The organism is Azospira inquinata (assembly GCF_018905915.1).
In the GTDB taxonomy this organism is placed as follows: Bacteria; Pseudomonadota; Gammaproteobacteria; order Burkholderiales; family Rhodocyclaceae; genus Azospira; species Azospira inquinata.
This window is the reverse complement of record NZ_CP064782.1, coordinates 677,014-699,087: the sequence shown is the minus strand read 5'-3', so window position 1 is coordinate 699,087 and position 22,074 is coordinate 677,014. Positions and strand designations below refer to the sequence as shown.

Sequence of the window (22,074 nt, the reverse complement as noted above, 5' to 3'; positions counted from 1 at the left end):
GTCTAACTCGTGCATACGTCCGATCATAACCAGCCGACGCCGGCTTTGCATCTGCCTGATGAGGCTGCTACCCAGGCCCTGGGTCAGGCCCTGGCGCCCCTGGTGCAAGGGGGCATGGTGGTGTTCCTGGAAGGGGATCTGGGCAGTGGGAAAACCACCCTGGTGAGGGCCCTGTTGCGGCGTCTGGGCCATACCGGTCCGGTGAAAAGCCCTACCTATACCCTGGTTGAAGTTTACAAACTTTCGAGCTTATACTTGTATCACTTTGATTTTTATCGCTTCAATCATCCAGATGAGTTTCTCGATGCAGGACTGGACGAATATTTCCGGCAGGGGGCCCTCTGTTTTGTGGAATGGCCCGAAAAAGCAGGAACTTACCTGCCCCCGCCCGACTTGCGGGTGGTCTTTTCCCAGGAGGGAGAAGGGGGGCGGACAGTGGTGCTACAGCCGGGTAGCGAGGAGGGGAAGCGATGCGTAAAACAGCTCAATTCAGTAAATCCCAACGCCTGATTCGCCGCCGTCTGTTGCAGGCTGGCGGTGCCGCCATGGCTTTGTTGGTCACGCCCCTGGCCAAGGCGGCCATGGGCCGTCCGGGCATTCTGGCAGTGCGGGTCTGGCCCGCCACCGATTACACCCGGGTGACTCTGGAACATGATGGGGAGTTGAAGTACTCCTTTTTTACGGTGAAAAACCCGGAACGCCTGGTGGTGGATATCGAGGGCGTGGAATTCAATGGGGTTCTGGAAGGCCTGGCTAACAAGGTGGGCCCGGACGATCCCTATATCAAGCTTTTGCGGGCCGGCCGCTTCAAGCCCGGGGTGGTGCGTCTGGTCATGGAATTGAAGACCGAGGTGGCGCCCCAGGTGTTTGCCCTGAAGCCCGTGGGGGAATACGCGGACCGGCTGGTGTTGGACATCTATCCGGCCCATCCGGTGGATCCCCTCCTGTCCCTTTTGCAGGGACAGCCGGACCATGTGGCGCCTGCTCCAGATCTCCAGCCCGCACCTAGCACCCCTAGTACCCCCAGTAGTCCCAAAACCGTGGCTCGCCAGGATCCCAAGCCGGCGGATCCCCCCACCCCCAAGCGCGCCGACACCAAGCGGAGTGGCAAGGGGGTGGTGGACCGGCTGGTGACGGTGACCCTGGACCCGGGGCACGGCGGGGAAGATCCGGGAGCCAGCGGCAAAATGGGTAACCACGAAAAGGATGTGGTGCTCAATATCGCCCGCCTGCTCAAGGCCCGGATTGATGGGGAACCCAATATGCGGGCCCTGATGACCCGGGATTCGGACTTTTTCGTGCCCCTGGGGGTGCGGGTGCAGAAGGCCCGGCGGGTCCAGGCCGACCTGTTCGTGTCTATCCACGCCGACGCCTGGGTTAATCCGGAAGCCCGGGGCTCCTCCGTCTTTGTTCTCTCCGACAAGGGAGCTTCCAGTTCGGCGGCCCGCTGGCTGGCCAAGCAGCAGAATGACGCGGATTTGATCGGTGGCGTCAATTTGGGGGGCAAGGACCCGGTGCTGGCCAAGACCCTATTGGATTTGTCCCAGACCGCTACCGCCAACGACAGCCTGAAACTGGGCAAGGCCATGCTGGGGGAACTCTCCAACATCAACCGCCTGCACAAGGGGGCGGTGGAGCAGGCAGGGTTCGCCGTGCTCAAGGCCCCGGATATTCCGTCCGTGCTGGTGGAGACCGCTTTCATCAGTAACCCGGAAGAGGAAAAGAAGCTCATCGACCAGGGCTATCAGGAGCAGATGGCCGATGCCCTGTTCCGGGGCATCAAGCAGTATTTCGCCAGAAATCCGCCCCATCCCAAATCCACCCTGGCTCGGGCGGATATTGATGAATCCACCGGGCTGATCCGTTAGGAAAAGCTTTCTTTCCCTCAAAAGCCGGGCGCCATGCCCGGCTTTTTGTATGGGCAAGGGGAAAGCTTAGGGGGGATGCCCGGGGGAGGTGGGGCGTGGCGTGTTGTCTCCGCCCAAGGGGCCCGGCATCGGTGCCACGGGGAGCGGGTAAAAACGCTATAATTCAAGCTTTTTAGCGGCAGATTCATGCTTGTCCTGCGAGGTGTGTCCACCCCGGCGCCCGGTCCGACCGTGCTGACCATCGGTAATTTCGATGGGGTGCACCTGGGCCACCGTACCCTATTGCATCGGCTCACCGAAAAGGCGGAGGCCCTGGGCCTGCCTGGGGCCGTGCTGACCTTTGAACCCCATCCCCGGGAATTTTTCGCCCCCGACTCCGCCCCCGCTCGGCTCACCACCCTGCGGGAAAAGCTGGAATTGCTGGGGGGCTACGGGGTCCAGCTGACTTGCGTCTGTCGCTTCAATCAGCGCTTTGCCGCCTTGAGCGCCGAGGAATTCGTGACCCGGGTGCTGGTGCAGGGCCTGCGGGTGCGGCATCTGATTATCGGCGACGATTTCCGCTTCGGCGCTGGCCGGGAAGGGGACTTCGCCTTCCTGGAAGCCGCTGGACGCCGCCACGGTTTTACCGTGGAGGCCATGGATACGGTGCTCATGGAAGGGGAGCGGGCTTCCAGTTCCGGCATCCGGGAGGCCCTGGCCGCTGGCGAGCTGGAACAGGCGGCCAAGCTCCTCGGTCGCCCCTACGGCATTGATGGCCGGGTGGTCCATGGGGACAAGATCGGCCGCCAGCTGGGCTTCCCCACGGCCAATATCCGGGTGCGCCACAATCCCATGCCCCTTACCGGGGTTTTTGCGGTGCGGGTTACCGGGGCGGGGGAACTGCCGGTGGAAGGGGTGGCCAACATGGGGGTGCGGCCCACTTTGGGAACGCCCCGGCCCCTGCTGGAAGTGAATTTGTTCGATTTTCAGGGCGATTTGTACGGCGCCCATTTGTCCGTCGCTTTCCTGCACAAGCTGCGGGATGAAATGAAATTCTCCGGGCTGGAGGCGCTGAAAGCGCAGATCGGCCGGGATGTGCAGGCCGCCCGGGCCTTTTTCGGGCGTTGAGGCCCGGCCTGAATCGGATTGATACGGAAGACTGCTATGGCTGACTACAAGAAAACCCTGAATTTCCCCGACACCCCTTTCCCCATGCGGGGGGATTTGCCCAAGCGGGAGCCCCAGTGGGTGAAGGAATGGCAGGAGCGCAAGCTTTACCAGAAGATTCGTAAGGCCAGCGCCGGCCGTCCCCAGTTCATTCTCCACGACGGCCCTCCCTACGCCAACGGCAGCCTGCACCTGGGCCATGCCCTGAACAAGGTGCTCAAGGACATCATTGTCCGTTCCAAGACGCTATCTGGCTTTGACGCCCCCTATGTGCCGGGCTGGGATTGCCACGGCCTGCCCATTGAACACAAGGTGGAAGTGACCCACGGCAAGCATCTGCCCGCCGATCAGGTGCGGGAGCTGTGCCGGGCCTACGCCAAGGAACAGGTGGGAATCCAGAAGGCGGGCTTTATCCGCCTGGGGGTGCTGGGGGATTGGGATAACCCCTACCTGACCATGAATTTCGCCAATGAGGCCGGGGAAATCCGGGCCCTGGCCGAAATGGTCAAGGGGGGCTACGTGTTCAAAGGCCTGAAGCCGGTGAATTGGTGTTTCGACTGCGGTTCCGCCCTGGCGGAAGCGGAGGTGGAATACGAAGACAAGAAGTCGGATGCCATCGACGTGGCCTTTACCGTGGCCCCGGCTTCGGAAGCCGCTCTGGCCAAGGCTTTCGGCCTGGCCGCTCTGCCCAAGCCCAGCGCCATTGTGATCTGGACCACCACCCCGTGGACCATCCCGGCCAACCAGGCCTTGAACGTTCATCCGGAATTCGATTACGCCCTGGTGGATACGGGCGATCGGTGTCTTGTGCTGGCGGCGGAACTGGTGAGCGCCTGCCTGGAACGCTATGGCTTGAGCGGCAAGGAAATTGGCCGGGCCAAGGGCGCGGATCTGGCCGGACTGGAATTCCGCCATCCTTTCTACGATCGCTCCGCCCCCGTCTATCTGGCCGACTACGTGGCCCTGGACGCGGGCACCGGGGTGGTCCACTGCGCCCCTGCCTACGGGGCGGACGACTTTGCCGTATGGCGGGCCAATGGCCGGGGCTTTGACGAAATCCTCAACCCGGTACAGGGCGACGGGGTCTATGCCGCCAGCCTGCCCTTCTTCGGTGGTCAGCTGATCTGGAAGGCCAATCCCCTGATCGTGGCCAAGCTGGAGGAAGTGGGTGCCCTGCTCAAGCACGAGACCATCAAGCACAGCTACATGCACTGCTGGCGCCACAAAACGCCCCTGATCTACCGGGCCACGGCCCAGTGGTTTGTGGGCATGGATATTCCGGGCAAGGAGGGCAAGACCCTGCGCCAGCAGGCCCTGGAGGCTATTGACCACACCGACTTTTACCCGGCCTGGGGCCGTCCCCGGCTCCACGCCATGATTGCCGGGCGCCCGGACTGGTGTATCTCCCGCCAGCGCAACTGGGGCGTGCCCATTCCCTTCTTCCTGCACAAGGAAAGCGGCACCCTCCATCCCCGCACCGGGGAATTCCTGGAACAGGTGGCCCAGCGGGTGGAAAAGGAAGGTATCGAAGCCTGGTTCAAGCTGGACCCCAAGGAATTGCTGGGGGATGAGGCGGACCAGTACGAAAAGGTCACCGATACCCTGGACGTGTGGTTTGATTCCGGCACCACCCACTGGCATGTGCTGCGGGGCTCCCACCCCATGGGCCACGACCAGGGGCCCCGGGCCGATCTGTATCTGGAAGGCTCGGACCAGCACCGGGGCTGGTTCCATTCCTCCCTGCTCACCGGGGCGGCCATTGACGGCCATGCCCCCTACAAGGCCCTGCTCACCCATGGTTTCACCGTGGATGAAAAGGGTCGGAAGATGAGCAAGTCCCTGGGTAACACCATTCTGCCGGAGCAGATCAACGACAAGCAGGGGGCGGAAATTCTCCGCCTCTGGGTGGCCAATACGGACTATTCCGGGGAACTGGCCCTGTCCCAGGAAATCCTCAAGCGGGTGGTGGAAGCCTATCGGCGCATTCGTAACACCCTGCGCTTCCTCCTTTCCAATACGGCGGATTTCGATCCGGCCAAGAATCAGGTGCCCCTGGACCAATGGCTGGAAATCGACCGCTACGCCCTGGCCCTGACACGCAAACTCCAGGATCAGTGCCGGGCGGATTACGACACCTACGAATTCCACCGGGTGGCCCAGGCATTGCAGACCTTCTGTTCCGAAGACCTGGGGGGCTTTTACCTGGATATCCTCAAGGATCGCCTCTACACCTCGGCCCCCGACTCCCTGGCGCGCCGCTCCGCCCAAAGCGCCCTGTGGCACATTCTCCAAGCCTTTGTTCGGCTCATGGCGCCGATTCTGGCCTTTACCGCCGAAGAAATCTGGGCCGTGTTGCATAACGGGGACCCGGAAGAGTCGGTCATGCTCCACACCTGGCACGACCTGCCCCAACAAGCCGGGGAAGCCGAACTGCTGGATAAATGGCTGGATATCCGCAATGTGCGGGCCGAGGTTTCCAAGGCCCTGGAGGACCTGCGGGGGGCGGGCAAGATCGGCTCCTCTCTCCAGGCCCAGGTGGAAATCCGGGCGGCCGGGGAACGGGCGGCCCGTCTGGCGTCCCTGGGGGACGACCTGCGCTTTGTGCTGATTACCTCGGCGGCCACGGTGAGTGCTGTGGCGGAAGGCCAGGAAGCCATTCTGGCGGAACCCACCCCGGCCCCCAAGTGCGAACGCTGCTGGCATCAACGGGCCGATGTGGGCACCAATCCGGACCATCCCCAACTGTGCGGCCGCTGTGTGGCCAATCTGTTCGGTGACGGGGAGTCCCGCCACCATGCCTAAGTGCGCCTGCCCCTGCAAAGGCCCGGCTGCCTGGTACGGCCTGGCCCTGGGCGTCATTGTGCTGGACCAGTTGAGCAAGTGGTGGGTGGTGGAAAACCTGGCCTATGCCAGCACCCGCACCGTCACCGGCTTTTTCGACTGGGTGTTCGTCTTCAACCGGGGGGCGGCCTTTAGCTTCCTGGCGGGGGCGGATGGCTGGCAACGCTGGTTTTTCACCGCCCTGGCCCTGGGGGTCGCCGCCTGGATCGGGGTGGCTCTCTGGAAGGGGCCCCGGGAGCGTCTGCTGTCCTGGTCTTTGACCCTGATCATGGGGGGCGCCCTGGGCAATGTGATCGACCGGCTGCGCTTCGGCGCCGTGGTGGATTTCATTCAGGTCCATGCGGGGAGCCACTATTGGCCCGCCTTTAATGTGGCGGATTCCGCCATTACCCTGGGGGCCATTTTGCTGGCCTGGGATCAATTGAGGAAAAAGCCTGTCCAATAGGCTCTCTTCCTGATTTGGAGTCCCCATGGACCAGCCCCGTATTCCTCCCGGCCAGACCCTGACCACCGGACTGCCCGTGCTGGACCTGGGGCTGCGCCCGGACCTGAGGCCGGAAAACTGGTCCCTGGCCCTGTTCGGTCTGGTGGAACAGGAGCTGCGCCTGGACTGGGACCACTTCCAGTCCCTGCCCCGGGAGGCCCGGTGCAGCGATTTCCACTGTGTGACCCACTGGAGCCGCCTGGATGCCCAGTGGGAAGGCGTGGCCGCCAAGACCCTGATAGCTCTGGCCCGGCCCCTGGCCGACGCCCGCTTTGTCACCCTCCACGGGGCGGATGGTTACACCACCAATCTGCCCCTGGAAGCCCTGTTGGACCCGGACGTGCTCCTGGCGGATGGCCTGGACGGCGGGCCCCTGGCCGATGCCCATGGCGGACCGGTGCGCCTGGTGGTACCCCGCCGCTATGCCTGGAAGAGTGCCAAATGGCTGGTGGGCCTGGAATTTCACGCCGAGGACCGCCCCGGTTATTGGGAAGTCCGCGGTTACCATAACGATGCAGATCCCTGGAAAGAAGAGAGATACGCGGAATGAACGCAGAAACCCCAGTCACGGTACAAGCCGACAGTTTTTTGACCCTCCACTACCGGGTAACTACGGGGGACGGGACGGAAATTCTCAACACCTTCGAGATGAAGCCCGCCACCCTGCAAATGGGCAGTGGCCAGCTGGCGGAAAACCTGGAGCGCTGCCTCCTGGGGCTCCCTGCGGGCAAGGAAGTGCATAGTTTCGACCTGCCGCCGGATACGGGCTTTGGCGAACACAATCCCCGGCTGGTGGAACGCATTGCCTTGTCTGCTATGCCTGCCGGGGTGGAGTTGAAGGAAAACGCCCTGGTGGAATTTTCCGATTCGGAAAAAGGGGATTTCGCCGGCTTCATCCGGGAATTGACGGATCGCTATGCCCTGGTGGATTTCAACCATCCCCTGGCGGGCAAGCAGGTTCGTTTCGAAGTGCAGATCATCGGTATTCTCTAACCAAGGAAATGCCCCTGAGGCCCTTTGTTTGAGGGCCTTTTTCCATTCCGGCCGGGCCAGGGCGCCCGGCCCCCGTCGTTCTGGAGCCATCATGGAAGTCTTGTTAGCCAATCCCCGGGGATTCTGCGCCGGTGTGGAGCGGGCCATTGCCATTGTGGAACGGGCCCTGGCCCGCTTTGGCGCCCCCATCTATGTGCGTCACGAGGTGGTGCATAACCGCTTTGTGGTGGAGGACCTGAAGGCCAAGGGGGCGGTGTTTGTGGATGAGCTGGACCAGGTGCCCGCTGGCGCCACGGTGATTTTTAGCGCCCATGGGGTGCCCAAGGCAGTGCGGGCCGAGGCGGAAAAGCGGGGCCTGACGGTTTTTGATGCCACCTGCCCCCTGGTGACCAAGGTCCATAACGAAGTGGCCCGGATGCACGACCAGGGCATGGAAGTGGTGATGATTGGCCACCAGGGCCATCCGGAGGTGGAAGGCACCATGGGCCAGAATCCGGACGGCATGTATCTGGTGGAGCGGGCGGAGGATGTGGCCGGACTGACCGTGAAAACCCCGGAGCGGCTGGCCTACGTCACCCAGACCACCCTGTCCGTGGATGACGCCGCCACCGTGGTAGGAGCCCTGAAAGCCCGCTTCCCCGCCATCGTCGGCCCCCGCAAGGACGACATCTGCTATGCCACCCAGAATCGCCAGGACGCGGTGAAGGCCCTGGCTAGCCAAGTGGAGCTGGTCATTGTCATCGGCTCCCCCAACAGCTCCAATTCCAACCGCCTGCGGGAAGTGGCCAAACAATGCGGCGTTCCCGCCTACATGGTGGACGAGGCCGCGGGCATTGATGGTGCCTGGCTGGCGGGCAAACAGCGGGTAGGGGTTACCGCTGGTGCTTCCGCCCCTGAGGTGCTGGTCCAGTCGGTGATCCGACGTTTGGGGGAACTGGGGGCGGCAAGTGTGCGGGATTTGTCCGGGGTGGAAGAACAGGTGGTGTTTGCGCTACCCCGCAATCTGGCGGAGTAGGGCTACCCTGGGTGTGGTCAATGTTGGGGGGCGAGGTGCTCCCCCGCATTCTGACTGATGGGCCGAACGGGCACCAGACGTAGCAATTCCGCGTAATTGACCTCAATGCGCATGACGCAATTCACTACCTCCCCATCCTTGTAGCCAGGAGAGAACCGGGCCCCAAGAAAAGCCTGGCGCACGTGGTTCAGGAAGGCGGGCGGTAACTCACTGCTTTCCACCGTCACATCATCCACCCCGCCGAATTGGCTAATCCAGATATCCAGGATCAGCTTTCCCCCTTCCTGATATTGGCCCAGATCTTTGAATTCCAAAGGCACCAGCTCCTGGACCAGGGGTTGAGGATTGGTTTCTGCCACCGGGTAGTAATGCACATCCAGCAATCCAGGGCGGGGGGCTAACTGGGAGGTGCTGGAGGTCCCATCCGGATGGGGGCGGGCAGCAGGAGTGGAAGCTGGTTTTTCCGAGGGCTTGCCCGTTTCCGGCTGTAGTGCCGGGGGAAGGGGCATGGGCGGTAGCCGGGGGCTGGGAACCTTAAGACTGGGGAGTGGCAGGGAGGCTGGGGTTGGCGCTTTTTCCGGGAGACGGACATCCAGGGCCAGGGTGGCACGGGAAGCGGCTCGGGGAAAGCCGGCATGACTGGTTCTCCCTCCCTGTAGGTGCAGAGGGAGGCCAAAGCAGGCGAGCAAATGGAGAAGGGCTGATAGAACCAGAGGTCCTATCAGCCCTTTGTGGCGGGCGAAGCGGGTCACTCAGGGAAGCTGGCGCCAAGTTGCCCGGAAGCCTTGCACCGTTCCGTTAGCGGATTTCCACGGCACCGCAGGAGGATTGGCGCCCCCACTACCGTCCGACATGATGGGGCTGATGACCAGCCCGCCGGAGGTTTGCAAAACCACGAAGCCCACGATCATGGCATTGCCCGCATAGGTGGAAACCCAGGTGGTGGCCCCTTTCTTGTAATCGAAGATGTTGAACCAGCTGTGTCCCCCTGTGGTGCAGGCGCTGGATTCGGGCACATTGGAGGCAATTACCAGGGAACCAGCCACCAGAATGGGGTCCACGTTGCCCCGTTCTCCGGATTCTGGCAAATCCACATACCAGCCCCGATCAGTGCCGCTCATATCCGCCGTGTTGGAGGTGCTACTTACGGAGCGGATATTGACGCCGGAGGAATTAGGGCCGCTATTGACGATGGTCTGCTTAACCAGGGTGGAACGGGGGGTGGTCAGCACCCCATTGATGTCATACAGGTCTTTGAAGCCATAGACGGTCTGGGTCTGGGTGTTGGACAAATCTGCGGTGCTCAGGTACTTGCCCGTCACGAAGTACAGGGTGCGCTCCATTCCGTTACCATCCTGGATGGTGGTGAGTTCCGGTACGGTGGTGATGGGTTGGGCCGTACCGCTGGGGTCAGTCAGCTGGGCAATTTTGGTTGCCGTGCCTCCGTTGAAATCGAAACGCCAGACATTGCCCAGTAAGTCCCCTCCGTAGACGTAGCTGGCTTGGTTGTTCTGCATGGGGTTGCTGGTCCATGCGGCGATTTTAGCTAAACCACTGGAGGTGGTGGTGTCCCCGGCGGAAGTGGCGATCTTGCGGATGATGCTCCCGGTCATGGGGTTCATGACGAACAGCACACCCCGGCCAGAAGCGCCGTTGGTGACACTGGTGATGTTGTTATAACCGGAGGTGGCCAACATAATCCAGTTCCCGGAGGCGTCCTTGGTAAAGATGGGGGAGCCGTAGCTGTAACCAAAGTCTGGATCCGTGGTGTTATCCACTTCCCACAGGCCTATGGGGCTGTCCGGATTGGTAACGTCCAGGGCGTAATAGCCAAAACCGCCACCGTTTAGAGGGGCGACCAGGATGGTTTTCCAGGTGGCATTGTCGCTATTGCAGTTGGCCGTACAAATGTCGCTTACCGTGGGAGAACCATTAACGTAGTAGTGGTGGCCGGAACTGTAGTTTGAATCGGCCAGCCGGTACATCTGGCTCATGACCTGACTGGGCACATAGGCCCAACGTTCCTGCCCATTGTCCGCATTAAAGGCGTGGAGCATGCCGTCATTGGAGCCGATATAGACCGTTCCGACCCGAGTACTATTGTTTTTGAAGGCAGAATAGCCCGGGTCCGTATAGGAGTAATAGGGCTTTTTCACATAGACAGGCTGGGAGTCCACCACGTCCCCGAAAATGAAGTCCCGGGCTCGGAACACCTGCTGGTCCACCGGGTTACTGTCCCGCATCTCATAGGTTGCACTGCCCTTCAGATATTCCACAAGATTAGTGCCGGTGGACGCTGCCTGGGCATTGGACGATAAGGTGGGATATTGGCTAAGGGTTTTCCCTGCGCAAGGATTGCTGCTGGTGGGATCCACATTGAAATAGCACTGCTGGGTAGACGACAGATTGGTATAAGAAAAGGTGGCGAGTTTATTGCCGGTATTCGCCTTATAGAAATAGATATTCCGGCTGCCTACCTGGCCCTTTAATTGCCCTGTACAGGCGGTCGCCCCCGTGGTGGCATTGGCCGTAATGTCGCTGACGCACCAGTTGGCATTGGGGGCGATCACTCCCGTATTAACGTCCACGCTGCGGGATTCCAAATTGCCATACCATTTGACGCTGGTATAGCTGCCAATATAAGCGTAGTTATCTCCTGCAACCGGCTGGAGATTGGAGGTAGCCGCCGCCGCCCCCGAACCCAGACGGGCGGAAACACCGGCCAGAGCACTATTCAAACCATTGGATAGCGTAGTGGGGTTTTTGGCGCTGAAATATTGGCCTTTGCCATTCACGGCCGCATGCCAAAGATCATCAACGGTGGAAATGTTATTGGCCAGAACCTGGGGCCAATCCAAAGTCCCCTGTTTAATAGCGTAATAATCCCCGGAGGTGGCGGAAAGATAGTCGGAGGTATAGGTCCGATAACCATCCACCCCTAGCCCTAAGGTAAACAAGGTCATGTGCTGCTGCTGATTGGTGTCATTGGCGCCGCTGGGTACATTATTGGCGCACACGTCATAAGATGTGCCACTTACTGCAGCTCCAGTACAATTCCCTAAAGCGGGAGTGCGTAAATCTGTCCAATAATAATAGTAGGCGGCGTCGGCTAAGGTATTGCAGGATGAATAATAGCTGCTGTGGCTGGCCGTGCAGGAGCTGAATTTACAAGAGCTGCTGGAAGTGGCTACACAAGAAGTGGTAGATGTATTCGAGCCATCAAAATAAGGTGTGACTACCCCGGTGGCATGGTCCGGATTCCCTACCCCTACGGTGGATTGGCTACCGTCAATGAGGCGCGGTCCGGAGTCGCTGTCGTTCCACCATCCATCCGTAGTGATCAATGCAAAATTCTGCTGGCAGGAATACTGCATGGGGTCATCATTTTGATTAAACGGATGTTGCCCAGCAAACATACGTCCTACCTTCGTCAATTCCGTTCTTAAAGGTGTTCCCCCACTCGGGTCGATTGCGTAAAACTTAGCATACCAGGCACCTTTTTGAGTGGTATCAAAATCCTGGATAGCCAAGAAATTGCTGGTATCCGAATTAATGGTGGTAAAACCTACCCGGAAATTGCTGCCGATATAGCTGAATGCCTGTCCGGCCGCCGACTTCATCATTTGAATCCGGGTCCGGTAATAGGTGTACCAGCGGGCAAAATTGGCTAATTCCTCTTTATAGGTACAGGTACTGCCAGCACAATCTGTGCGGGTGCTGGCTTTGGGATAGGAGTTGTTGCTGGGAACAATATCCGTACGTACAAAAGTATAGGGGGCCAGGGTGCTGGAACCGTTGTGGCTACCCAGATAGCGGGGATAGGCGAAGGTTGGCGTCCGTTTCGCCTGGCAGGTAGTGAGTTTGTTGGAATTACACCACCGCATTTTTGCCGGAACCGTGTGGTTGGCATCCGCCGTTGCTTGGCAGCTAGTGAGGTTGTTGTCGGTGCAATATTCGGAAACTTGGATCGTATAGTAATATGGGCTTCCGCTGGTGCTGCTGGAATATTTGTACGTGTAGTCCGGATAAGAATAGTTGCTGTTTTTATAACAGACCTGCCCCCATCCCCAGCTAGTGTTGCACCATTGCAAATCAGGGTAGCTGTTGGTGAGATTTATGGTGCCTTGGGTCGTGTCATAGGCGTCTACATAAACCGTTGAAGAATCGGATGATACGGAGGTGGGTGCATGGTAGGGATGTCCAGAGCTATCCACCCCATTGGTGTAGTTAATGGCGGGGTTGTAATACTGATAATTGAAATCCGCAGACATCCTGGGAGGATCCCCAATGTTACAGGTGGTGGTGCCACCTCCTGACCGCGCACACATATAGCTGGAGGTGCTGTCCTGTCCGGGACCGACGTGATCCGGGGTGAAATCCCAAGCCATGGAGCCGGAGTTATCCAAGATAAACATCAAATTGGGTTTAACCAGGGTCGTGGTGGCGGAAGCCAGGGGAACCTGAGTTAAATCAACGGCGGCGCTCATGGCCTGATTGGAAAAGCCTAGGGCAATGAGGCTCCCGATCCAATACAAGGGGGCCGCTTTGAGTAGAAGTTTGGCTTTCATGAGGTCACTCCCCGATCAATAAACGACCGACTGGACAAATACCTGGGTATTACGGGGGCCACTAACCCTTACCGTAATGCGGTAGTAAGGCGCGACGGAGGCGTTGACAGCAGCGCTACCGCCATAGCCGGAAACCCGGTTGGAATTCCCCGGCGTGGCAGACAGTTGGGCGGTCAGGCAATAGGTATTGGGGTCTGTGTAATCCCCCGCATATTGGCACATGCGGTGAATGACATAGGAAACTGTATTGCCCGCGTAAGTATCATTCATAGTGAAGGCGGCGTTATTCCAGTCGTAAACATGGGGATCAAAAGTATCCTGCCAGTTGGCCCAATACCAGTTATAGGCGCCCCCTCCATTATTTTGGGAGAGCTCACTGGTATTCCGGTTCATTAACCAGGTTCTGGCATCTTCTACCCCGTAATCTCCGGCCTGGGCGGCACTTTGCCGGAAAGCGATATTGCCGGCGATGAGGGTGGCCGTATCTACGGAACGCATAATGGCCAATCCCGCCAAGGTCAGAATGACCAGGGAAATGAGGGCGAAAAACAGCACCACCCCCTGTTGTTGGTGTTTTGCCGGAAATTGACCGGAGGCTGTTGATTTAGGGGGAAACTTTGACATTATTAATGTCCCCACAACAGATTTCTAAAGGGGATGGTGGTTTGCAAAACCCGATATCGATAATGGCCGTAATCACTCAGATTGCTTAAATCAATGGGATTTACCGTAGATCCCTGCCACGCTGGTGCAGAAACGGTAGTGACTGTGTTCTTTTCATACTGTTTGCTGCGGGCTACCAAGGCCACCCGGGTTGCCACCACCTGGGTCCAGCCCTCGAAAGTGGTAGGGGTGTTGATGTCCCACGTATCCACAATGCCGTCCCCAGCGGTTCCGGTTGCCCCGTCATCCTTACCGTAGATAGCCTTTAGGGCTACGATGTCATCCCCAATGGGTGTCCATACCGTGGAATCAGCCAACTTGGTGGCATCCGTGCAGTCGGCGGCCATCCGGTTACAGACGGTCAGGCGCTGCCCTCGCACCGCGTACACCCGGACGATGACCCCTGCGGAGGGACCAAAGTTATAGATCATGCCGCTGGTGTAGGTGACTTTGGTTCCCCCGTTCCAGGTGGAGGGGGTGCTCAGGGCGCAGTTGGTAGGGTCTACGTAAAAGCTGTTGTAGGTGATCGCGGTGTGCTTGATGATGTCCGTATTGACGTTGCTTTGGGCGTCACCGCAGCGGCCGGAGCCTGGCAAACTGGTGATTTCGGCTAGGCTACAGGCATATCCGGGCTGCACGACCAGAACCATGTCCCCTTGACGGAAACCCGTCCGGCTTTTGACTTTGTAATCCCCGTCCGCTCCTCCTTGCTGGGTAAAGGTGGTTCCCATGCTGCCGATGCCAAAGTTATTGTCATAAACCACCTGAATGACGTCACTGCCCCCATCGCCCGCCGGAATCTGACTGGGATTGATGACAAAGGGGGCGAAGTTTCCTGCGGTAAAAGAAATATCCGCTGGGCTGCGATTACTATTGTTGGCGGTTAGGGTTCCCAGGGTGCAAACTCCCATGGGGCCATTGGCGTCCACGTTGTTGAATCCGAAGCCGGCTGCTCGCAGATCCTGTTCGAGAGTGAAAAGGCTGATGGCCGCAGTAGTCTGGGCATCACCAGCTCCAGTGGTAGTCCTTTTCAACCCTTCAGCAACGGACAGGGTTTGCATGATGATGATCACCAGTAGCATGCCCATGACCAAGCCGATCATGATTTCAATCAGGCTGAAGCCGTTTTGGCGGGGGATGGGGCGTTTTTGGGACACCGTCTTTATTCCTAAGAGCTTGTATTGACCCGGCTGGTCTGAACGAAATTGTGGTTTCCGCCCCCCGGGGTTTTCCAGGCGATGGTCACCGTAACCTTGTCCGCGGTTACTTCAACAGTCGCAGAAGTAAAATTCAGAGCTTGAACCTGCTTTCCCCAAGCGGTGGAGTTGTTGCTATAGGTTCCCGCATAGTTCCCTGGGTTTTTCTTATCGCCAGCCCAGATATCCCCGAGAATCTGGTCTGCCAGATAGCTGGCTTCCGCCCGGGCCCGGGAGTCCGTATTGGCTTTGATGGCATTGGCCTGGAAGCCCACCAGGGCCAAGACCCCGATGGAAAAAATCAATATGGCCACCAGGGACTCAATAAGGATGGTGCCGGTTTGGCGTTGGATCGTTGGTTGTTTCATGGGGATATCTAACATGCCCCTGCATCCGTGCTGCAATAGCGGGGATCAGAGTGGTCTGTGACAGCCGGATCGCACATGCGAATCAGGCCTCCCGTGGAGATGCAAACTCTTAAGCAGCGCAAGTCTCCACCATCTGCTTTGCACGTACCCTGGGCCGGTTTGATATCTATCTTGGTTGTAATCAAGCCACAGTCCGCATCTCCGGTCATAGCACCCATGCCGGTAAAGCAAACCCCCGCCTGGGTGGCGGAGAGCACCAGGGGATTGGTGACGGGGGCGGGGGGGCTTTTTTGGATAATCAGGGGATTGGTTGCCGCCGAAAAGTCAGCGCTGAGGGGGGACGTATTAGGATCCGGGGATTGGTCGCATAGCCCGGTAACGGGGTACATGCTCACTATCCAGTCGGGACCGGTGGCACTCAACGCGCAAGCGCCAGTCATGGAGCTTACCAGCTGAAAACGGGACTCTTGGTTGCGCTTGACGGCTTCGTTGCGAGCTATTTGTAGACCGTTTTGCAGCCCATCCGCCATAGTCCTGATTTTTACATTCTGTATCCACTCCTGATAAGCGGGAATGGAAAACAGCATAAGAATGGCGAAAATTGCCATGCCGACAAGCAATTCAATGAGGGTAACCCCCTGGCTCCCACTTCGGCAGACAGATCCTTGGTTCAGCATTCATCACCTTTGATTAGCCAGCAACTTTTTGCCACCGTGTTTCCTTTAAAGGAGGTAGTCTGCTTGGTATCACTGTCGTCTATGGTGTAAACGTTACCTGTAGCACTGCCCGCGTTGCCGGTGGCGGTGATCAAATATCCCCCCGCAGCGGTTGGGGCGCAGGCGTAAGCGAAGTATTTCACTGCACCGGTTGTGGAAGACGGCATAGCAACTCCGCAGGCTCCTCCGTTAGCGTAGCTATGGTTGTCCTGATAGTACTGTTCCATGTTGGTTTTTAAAGTGGCCAATTCCGTGAATGCCTCAGAAATCTGGCCGCGCCGGATATAGTCTTGATACGCTGGTATCGCGATGCTACTCAGAATGGCTACGATGGTTACAACCACCATTAGCTCGATCAGTGTAAAGCCCGCCATGGGGAAGGTACGCAGGGGTTTCATTGGGAGACTCTCCTCTTCTCTTAAAGTTTATCGGCGGACTGGGGCTGCGTAAGTGACAAAAGACTAGCGGTAGGATGTAAGCGATGATCGGTGTCTCCATCACGGTCCCCGCCAGCCCCCTGGGATTTTATGCCATCAAAGGGGACAAATCATGGGGGAGGGGGAGACCAGGGTAGAGGCGGTTGCGGCTTCCTTCCTGGGCTTTTGTCCCGTTTGCCTCGCCGGGGCCTCTTGCGTATAATCCGCCCGCTTGGCTGCCGGTGTAGCTCAGTTGGTAGAGCAGCGCATTCGTAATGCGAAGGTCGTAGGTTCGACTCCTATCTCCGGCACCAGCCAACTCCTGGTTTTCTGAGCGTTTTTGCGCCTGGGAGATTTGAAATCCGCTGCTAGTATTTTTCCCGCCGCCTCTGTTAAGGGGCTCAGGTGCCTCTCTGGGGTACCGCATCAGTCCAGCCGTCAGGCGTCTCCCTTAGATTCTCAAAATGCTCCATGGGCTACCCGCGTGTGTCATTACCACCTGGCCCGAGCAGCGACTCCCCTTTGTGAAAAAAAGCCCACTTCGGTGGGCTTTTTTCGTTTTTGCCTTGGTTACGCCAACATTTTGTGGGCCAAATACCAGGCCAGGGCCAGGGTCGCGGCCAGGCCACCCACCACCCAGGGCCAGATTAGGGGCTTTTCCGCGTAGGGGTCGGTGAGGGACCGGTCGGCACCTTCGGGGAGGTGGGCCAATTGGGTGAGGGTGGTGCCGAAGGGGATGTTGATCAGGGCCCGGGCGTTTACCGCCCAGCCGCTGGCATCCAGCAGGGGGCCTAGATTACGTTTACGCAGTTTGAACCAGGCCAGGATCATGGCCGGGGCGGAGATCATCAGGATCAGGCCGATGAGGGCCACGGGCATTTGCCACCAGTGCAGGTTGAGAAAACCGGTAATGACTGAGGCCAGGGCCGTACCTAAAGCTCCCACGGCCAGGCCGATGGCGGCGAAGATGCCGGCGAATTTGCCCACGTCAAAGGGGGTGGGCTTGGCTTCCGGAGGCTTGGGGGCGGCGGCGCTGCTTTCCACCTGTTTGGCCCCGCTGCTGATGGCAGCTCCGGCCTGCTGTTCCACTCCGTTGGCCTTGGCGGCGGCAAATTTCTGCAATTGTTCTGCCACCAACTGGCCCATTTTTCGGTAGGGGCTCCAGAACGCCTGGCGAATGCTGATGGGGTGATCCACGATGCGCACTACCGTGGCGTCCCAATCCCGGCCCTGGCGGTCGTAAAACACCCCGTTGCGGCCCACCATGAGCTGGTCCGCATCCCCTGCGGTGATGGCGGCGGCAATGGTCATTTTTTCGTCCCCCCGGCGGCAGTCGCAATAGGCCAGGTAAATCTTGGAGAGGCTGGCCAGGGCGCCGTGGCGGGCCGGGTCGGTGACCTTGAGGCACAGGTCGGCGCTACGTCCATCCAGATACAGGGTGCCCGCCTGGAAAATGGCCTGGACCGGTTGCCCGGCCCCGTCCCGGCGAGTGTAAAAGTCCCGGAAATTGACGAAATTATTGGCCAGTCGGCCCAGGTCCCGGAGATAGCGCACCAACCGGTCCACTTCCCCCATGGCGGCAAATTCCGGGGCCAGGGCGGCGTCCTCGTCTATCAGGGCGAGGAGACGGGATTCGCTGCCGTCTGCCACCCACCGGCCCAGATCCACCGCTTCCAGGTCGGCCACCGGGGTTTCCACTCGGCGCTGCTGCCATTCCCCAAAGGGGGCCAGGCTGGCTTCCAGGCTTTGCCAGTCGGCCCGGCTCAGGTTTTCCCGCTCCCCTAGCAGGGGTGTTACCACCTGGTGGTGAAATGTGGCCATGGCCTCCGTCCAGGCCGGATTGAGGCCGTTGCCCAGGGGCAGGGGCTGATTGGCGCCGATGCGGGCCAGGGGCAGGCGGGCCACCGCCGGATCCTGGGGATTCAGGGCCAGGGGGGCCAGGGCCGCCAGTTCCTCGTCGCTGCCATTCAGGGCGTCCCCGGCCCGCCGGTCAAAGGCGGCCAGGCGGCAGCGGGTGAAATAGTCCTCCACCTTCTCCCGTACCGCCCCATAGGCCGTATAGGCGTCCGCCGTGTTATTCCCCAAGGGACGGCGGGCCGGATCGGCGGCCCCTTCCTTCTGCCAGTCCAGCCAAGCCCGGGCTTCGGCAAAAAAGCGTTCCACCAGGGGGCGGGAAACTCCGGGAACGCCGCTCCGATCCGTTTCTCCCCCCAGGGTTTGCATAATGGCCAGGGCTAGAGCGGCCAGGGCCTGGTCCCCACAGGCTTCCGGGGGCAGAATGCCGTCCCCGTTGAGTCGGGCCTGGGAAAAGATGGCCGTACTGTCCCCCGTGTCCGCCACGGAAATGGTTTCTGCCTGATCTTTGCCCAGGCTGTGGAGAATGCGTTTGGCCGAGGCCAGGAGCTGGGCTCCCGCCTCCGTGTCCGCGGCGATGGCGGCCAGGGGCAGGGGATCGGTGCCCCGGGCCAGGAGGTCCGGGTCCTGGATCAGGCTACCGGCCCATTGCAGGGCGGCGATCAGCTCCGGCGCCCGGATCTGGCCATCCCCGTCCGTGTCCAGCAGGGCTAGGGTACGGGCGTCGAATTCCAGGCCGGAGACCGGGCAGGAGAGGGCGACCCAGAGCTTTTGATCCAGTTCATCCAGATGGAGCAGGTCCGTACCCCGGTCGAGCCGGACCTGGTCGAATCCGCCGGCGCGGAAAAAGCGCCAGTCGTGGGAAGGGGGAAGGGCGGCCATGGCAACTCCTGAAGGCGGCGGGTAAAAAAGTCCGGCCCCCGAAGGTGGGGGCGGGGCAAGGGCGTTAGTTCCCGGGGCAACGGCCCGGGCCGGGGCGTTCCCCGTTTTCCTGGGCCAAGTCCCCGGGGTTCCGGGGCGAGGGATGTCCCGGGCATGGTAGCGCCCGGGCCCGCCGGGGGCCAGTCCCCAGACCTAGGGAGCGGTCAGGGGATTTCCGGGGGCAGGGGTACCGGGCCCCGGGCTGTTTCTCCCACCCCGGGCAGCTCTCCTTCCTGGGCGCTCTGGCCGAACACCGTGAGCCACAGCCGATGCACCGCCGCCACATGGGGAGCGATGTCCGTCAGGCTGACCCGGGCTTGGGGGCTGCCGTTCAGGCGTTTGGCGTGCTGGCGGCGTCGGTAGCTGCGGTAGGCGTCCCGCACCGGGTCCGCCTGATCGGCGGGAATGAGGCCCAGGTCCGCAGCCATCTTGAGCAGGGCGATGTTGCCCAGGTTAAGGCAGAGCTGGGGATAACGCTGGGCGTGGGCCAGGATCAGGTACTGGACGATGAATTCCACGTCGATGATGCCCCCCGGGTCCTGCTTCAGGTCGAATTCCCCCCGGGCCACGGCTTCCGGATTGGAGGCGTGGGCGTCCAGCATGCGGCGGCGCATAGCCAGCACCTCCACCCGCAGGGTCTCCGGGTTCCGGGGCAGGCGCAGGATTTCCTCCCGCACCGCCTCGAAACTGCCCCCCACCTGGGCGTCCCCGGCGCAGAACCGGGCCCGGGTCAGGGCCTGGTGTTCCCAGGTCCAGGCGTGGTGCAGCTCGTATTCCCGGAAAGCTTCCAGGGATAGAGCCAGGAGCCCGGCTTCCCCGTTGGGGCGCAGGCGCAGATCGGCCTCGAACAGCTGGCCGGCGGCGGTGTGGGTGGAAAGCCAGGTGCTCAGGCGCTGGGCCAGGCGGGCATAGTTTTCCTCCGCCTCCGGGGCCGGGTCGTCGTAGACGAAGACCATGTCCAGATCCGAGGCGTAGCCCAGTTCCTTGCCCCCCAGCTTGCCGTAGCCGATCACGGCGAAGCGGGGCTTATCCCGGTGGCGCTTGCGCAGCTTGCTCCAGCACAGGTCCAGGGTGGTGGCCACCATGATGTCCGCCAGCTGGGTCAGGTGGTCGGAAATGCGCTCCAGGGTGTGGAGTCCGGCCAGATCCTGGGCCAGGAGGCGGAACACCTGGGCGTGGTGCATTTCCCGCAGCAGGTCCATCTGCCGTTCCGTATCCTCCCCGCACTGGGCCAGCTGGAGCCGGAGTTCGTTGCGGAAGCCGGACCAGTCCGTGGCCACGTCCAGGAGCCGGGGGTCCAGCAGTTCATCCAGGAGCAGGGGATGGCGATTCAGATAATCCGCGGCCCAGGAGGAGGCTCCGATGAGGGAGGCCACCTTGTGCAGGGCTTCCGGATACTGCTGCAGCAGGGCCAGATAGGCGCCCCGGCGGGCGATGGTTTCGAGAAAGCCCAGGCCCCGGGCCAGGGTCACATCCGGTTCCGGGGTGCGGCTGGCGGCGCCGATGAGGCCGGGGGCCAGGGCGTCCAGCCGTTCCCGGCTGGAGGCGGCGAGCTGCCGGTAGCGGCTGCTGTGGCGGAATTCCGCCAGCCGTTCCCGGGCCGCCGGAGCGTCCTGAAAGCCCAGCCGGGTCAGGTCCGCCAGGGCCCCGTCCTCGTCCCCGCTGCCCTGCCAGAGGGCGGTGAGGGTTTCGTTTTCCTCCCCTTCCGCTTCCGGGGCGCCGAATACCTGGTGGAAGTGGCCGCTCACCTTCTCCCGGTGGGCGTCGAGCACGGCCAGCAGGGCCGGGTAGTCGGCAAAGCCCATGGATCGGGCGATCTGGGCCTGGGCCGCCGGTTCTTCAGGCAGGCTGTGGGTTTGCTGGTCGGCCACGTACTGGATCCGGTGTTCCAGGCGGCGCAGGAATTCATAGGCCTGACTCAGTTCATCCACGGCCTGGGGCGCCAGCAGGCCCTTGTCCTTGAGTCGGGCCAGGACTCCCAGGGTGGGCTTGATCTGCAGGCCCCGGTCCCGGCCGCCCCGGATGAGCTGGAAGACCTGGGCGATGAATTCAATTTCCCGGATACCCCCCGGCCCCAGCTTGACGTGGTTGGCCATGTCCTTGCGGGCCACTTCCCGGCGAATCTGGGCGTGGAGCTCCCGCATGGCGTTGATGGCGCCGAAATCCAGGTATTTGCGGAAGACGAAGGGGCGGGCTGTGGCGGACAGGGCCTGGCTCCAGTCGCCGATCTGGTTGGGGCCGGCGTTCATGACCCGGGCCTTGATCCAGGCGTAGCGCTCCCATTCCCGACCCTGGGTGATGAAATAGTTTTCCAGGGCGTCCAGGGAAAGGACCAGGGGACCCGAATCCCCGTTGGGACGCAGGCGCATGTCCACCCGGAACACCTGGCCATCGGCGGTGAGTTCCCCCAGGGCGGCGATGAGGCGGCGGCCCAGGCGGAAGAAGAAGTCATAGGCCTCGATGACCCCGCCCCCGTCCGGGCGCCCGGCGGTGTTGCCTTCCTCCGGATAAACGAAGATGTAATCCACGTCCGAGGACACATTGAGCTCCCGGCCCCCCAGTTTGCCCATGCCGATAACCAGCAGGCGTTGGGGGCGGCCCTGGTGGTCCAGGGGCTCCCCGTATTGTTCCACCAGCTGCCGGTGCAGGCAGTCGAGGGCCCGGTTGGTGGTCACGTCCGCCAGCAGGGTCATGGTTTCCACCACTTCCGCTAGGGGCGCCAGTCCCCCCAGGTCCCGGATCACCAGCTGGGCCATGACCCGTTGCCGCAGGCGGCGCAGGCTGCGCTTCAGGCTGTCCTCATCCGTCGGGGCATCCTGGGCTATCCATTGCTCCATGTCGGCGGCGCTCAAGGGGCGTTCCCAGGTGCTTTCCAGCAGAGGAATGAGCCAGCCGTGGGTGGCCAGGAGCTGGCGCAGGAAAAAGCTGTGCTCCAGCCCGGCTTGCCAGCCGGTGGGGGTGGGGGGCAGGGAGGGGAGGGCGGAAGGGAGGTCGGCGGTCATAGGCAGGGTAGGGTTGGGTGAGT

18 protein-coding genes and 1 tRNA gene are annotated in these 22,074 nt (G+C 60.9%); 10 read left to right on the top strand and 9 right to left on the bottom strand.

Annotated elements, in window-relative coordinates; genetic code table 11:
* The first annotated feature begins 9 nt into the window (after nucleotides 1-9).
* From tsaE to ispH, 8 genes are all read left to right on the top strand, one after another.
* The gene (gene tsaE / locus Azoinq_RS03055; RefSeq protein ID WP_216126408.1) at nucleotides 10-510 is read left to right on the top strand and encodes a tRNA (adenosine(37)-N6)-threonylcarbamoyltransferase complex ATPase subunit type 1 TsaE; all 501 of its coding nucleotides are present in this window, start codon (nucleotides 10-12) and stop codon (nucleotides 508-510) included.
* Nucleotides 471-1,868, top strand: coding sequence for an N-acetylmuramoyl-L-alanine amidase (locus Azoinq_RS03050; RefSeq protein ID WP_216126410.1), 1,398 nt, complete (start codon nucleotides 471-473; stop codon nucleotides 1,866-1,868). The genes tsaE and Azoinq_RS03050 overlap by 40 nt, the downstream gene beginning before the upstream one ends.
* Before the next feature lie 186 nt (nucleotides 1,869-2,054).
* Nucleotides 2,055-2,975 (top strand): bifunctional riboflavin kinase/FAD synthetase, encoded by a 921-nt coding sequence (locus Azoinq_RS03045; RefSeq protein WP_216126412.1) that lies wholly within the window; start codon nucleotides 2,055-2,057, stop codon nucleotides 2,973-2,975.
* Between the two features lie 36 nt (nucleotides 2,976-3,011).
* Complete coding sequence (gene ileS / locus Azoinq_RS03040; RefSeq protein WP_216126414.1) at nucleotides 3,012-5,816, top strand: isoleucine--tRNA ligase; 2,805 nt, start codon at nucleotides 3,012-3,014, stop codon at nucleotides 5,814-5,816.
* On the top strand, nucleotides 5,809-6,300 hold the full coding sequence (gene lspA / locus Azoinq_RS03035) for a signal peptidase II (RefSeq protein WP_216126417.1): 492 nt from the start codon (nucleotides 5,809-5,811) through the stop codon (nucleotides 6,298-6,300). The genes ileS and lspA overlap by 8 nt, the downstream gene beginning before the upstream one ends.
* Nucleotides 6,301-6,325: 25 nt before the next feature.
* Nucleotides 6,326-6,889 carry a sulfite oxidase-like oxidoreductase gene (locus tag Azoinq_RS03030; RefSeq protein ID WP_216126419.1) on the top strand — a complete coding sequence of 188 codons (564 nt, stop codon included), beginning with the start codon at nucleotides 6,326-6,328 and terminating at the stop codon, nucleotides 6,887-6,889.
* Entirely contained in the window at nucleotides 6,886-7,332 is a 447-nt protein-coding gene (locus Azoinq_RS03025) for an FKBP-type peptidyl-prolyl cis-trans isomerase (RefSeq protein WP_216126421.1), read from the top strand. The genes Azoinq_RS03030 and Azoinq_RS03025 overlap by 4 nt, the downstream gene beginning before the upstream one ends.
* Nucleotides 7,333-7,423: 91 nt before the next feature.
* Nucleotides 7,424-8,347 carry a 4-hydroxy-3-methylbut-2-enyl diphosphate reductase gene (ispH, locus tag Azoinq_RS03020; protein WP_216126423.1) on the top strand — a complete coding sequence of 308 codons (924 nt, stop codon included), beginning with the start codon at nucleotides 7,424-7,426 and terminating at the stop codon, nucleotides 8,345-8,347.
* Between the two features lie 17 nt (nucleotides 8,348-8,364).
* On the opposite strand, the gene Azoinq_RS03015 is transcribed toward ispH, so the two are convergent.
* The gene (locus tag Azoinq_RS03015; protein WP_216126425.1) at nucleotides 8,365-8,856 is read right to left on the bottom strand and encodes an energy transducer TonB; all 492 of its coding nucleotides are present in this window, start codon (nucleotides 8,854-8,856) and stop codon (nucleotides 8,365-8,367) included.
* Between the two features lie 243 nt (nucleotides 8,857-9,099).
* On the bottom strand, nucleotides 9,100-11,364 hold the full coding sequence (locus Azoinq_RS03010) for a pilus assembly protein (protein ID WP_216126427.1): 2,265 nt from the start codon (nucleotides 11,362-11,364) through the stop codon (nucleotides 9,100-9,102).
* A gap of 483 nt (nucleotides 11,365-11,847) precedes the next feature.
* On the opposite strand from Azoinq_RS03010, the gene Azoinq_RS03005 reads away from it, so the two are divergent.
* Nucleotides 11,848-12,018 (top strand): hypothetical protein, encoded by a 171-nt coding sequence (locus Azoinq_RS03005; protein WP_216126432.1) that lies wholly within the window; start codon nucleotides 11,848-11,850, stop codon nucleotides 12,016-12,018.
* 912 nt (nucleotides 12,019-12,930) lie between these two features.
* Here Azoinq_RS03005 and Azoinq_RS03000 read toward each other — a convergent pair.
* From Azoinq_RS03000 to Azoinq_RS02980, 5 genes are read right to left on the bottom strand one after another with little or no spacing between them, the layout of a single operon-like run.
* Nucleotides 12,931-13,539: a pilus assembly PilX family protein gene (locus Azoinq_RS03000; protein ID WP_216126435.1), complete on the bottom strand. Its 609-nt coding sequence runs from the start codon at nucleotides 13,537-13,539 to the stop codon at nucleotides 12,931-12,933.
* 2 nt (nucleotides 13,540-13,541) lie between these two features.
* Entirely contained in the window at nucleotides 13,542-14,735 is a 1,194-nt protein-coding gene (locus Azoinq_RS02995; protein ID WP_216126438.1) for a PilW family protein, read from the bottom strand.
* Nucleotides 14,736-14,746: 11 nt separating this feature from the next.
* A complete protein-coding gene (locus Azoinq_RS02990; protein ID WP_216126441.1) occupies nucleotides 14,747-15,142 on the bottom strand; it encodes a type IV pilus modification PilV family protein in 396 nt (131 codons plus the stop codon).
* Between the two features lie 8 nt (nucleotides 15,143-15,150).
* Nucleotides 15,151-15,819 (bottom strand): GspH/FimT family pseudopilin, encoded by a 669-nt coding sequence (locus tag Azoinq_RS02985; protein WP_216132262.1) that lies wholly within the window; start codon nucleotides 15,817-15,819, stop codon nucleotides 15,151-15,153.
* A complete protein-coding gene (locus Azoinq_RS02980) occupies nucleotides 15,813-16,256 on the bottom strand; it encodes a type IV pilin protein (protein ID WP_269751305.1) in 444 nt (147 codons plus the stop codon). Before Azoinq_RS02980 ends, Azoinq_RS02985 begins: the two co-directional genes overlap by 7 nt.
* 256 nt (nucleotides 16,257-16,512) lie before the next feature.
* On the opposite strand from Azoinq_RS02980, the gene Azoinq_RS02975 reads away from it, so the two are divergent.
* A tRNA-Thr gene (locus tag Azoinq_RS02975) sits at nucleotides 16,513-16,588 on the top strand.
* A gap of 256 nt (nucleotides 16,589-16,844) precedes the next feature.
* Here Azoinq_RS02975 and Azoinq_RS02970 read toward each other — a convergent pair.
* A complete protein-coding gene (locus Azoinq_RS02970; RefSeq protein ID WP_216126443.1) occupies nucleotides 16,845-19,010 on the bottom strand; it encodes a hypothetical protein in 2,166 nt (721 codons plus the stop codon).
* Nucleotides 19,011-19,213: 203 nt separating this feature from the next.
* The gene (gene glnE, locus Azoinq_RS02965) at nucleotides 19,214-22,051 is read right to left on the bottom strand and encodes a bifunctional [glutamate--ammonia ligase]-adenylyl-L-tyrosine phosphorylase/[glutamate--ammonia-ligase] adenylyltransferase (RefSeq protein ID WP_216126446.1); all 2,838 of its coding nucleotides are present in this window, start codon (nucleotides 22,049-22,051) and stop codon (nucleotides 19,214-19,216) included.
* Between the last annotated feature and the right edge of the window lie 23 nt (nucleotides 22,052-22,074).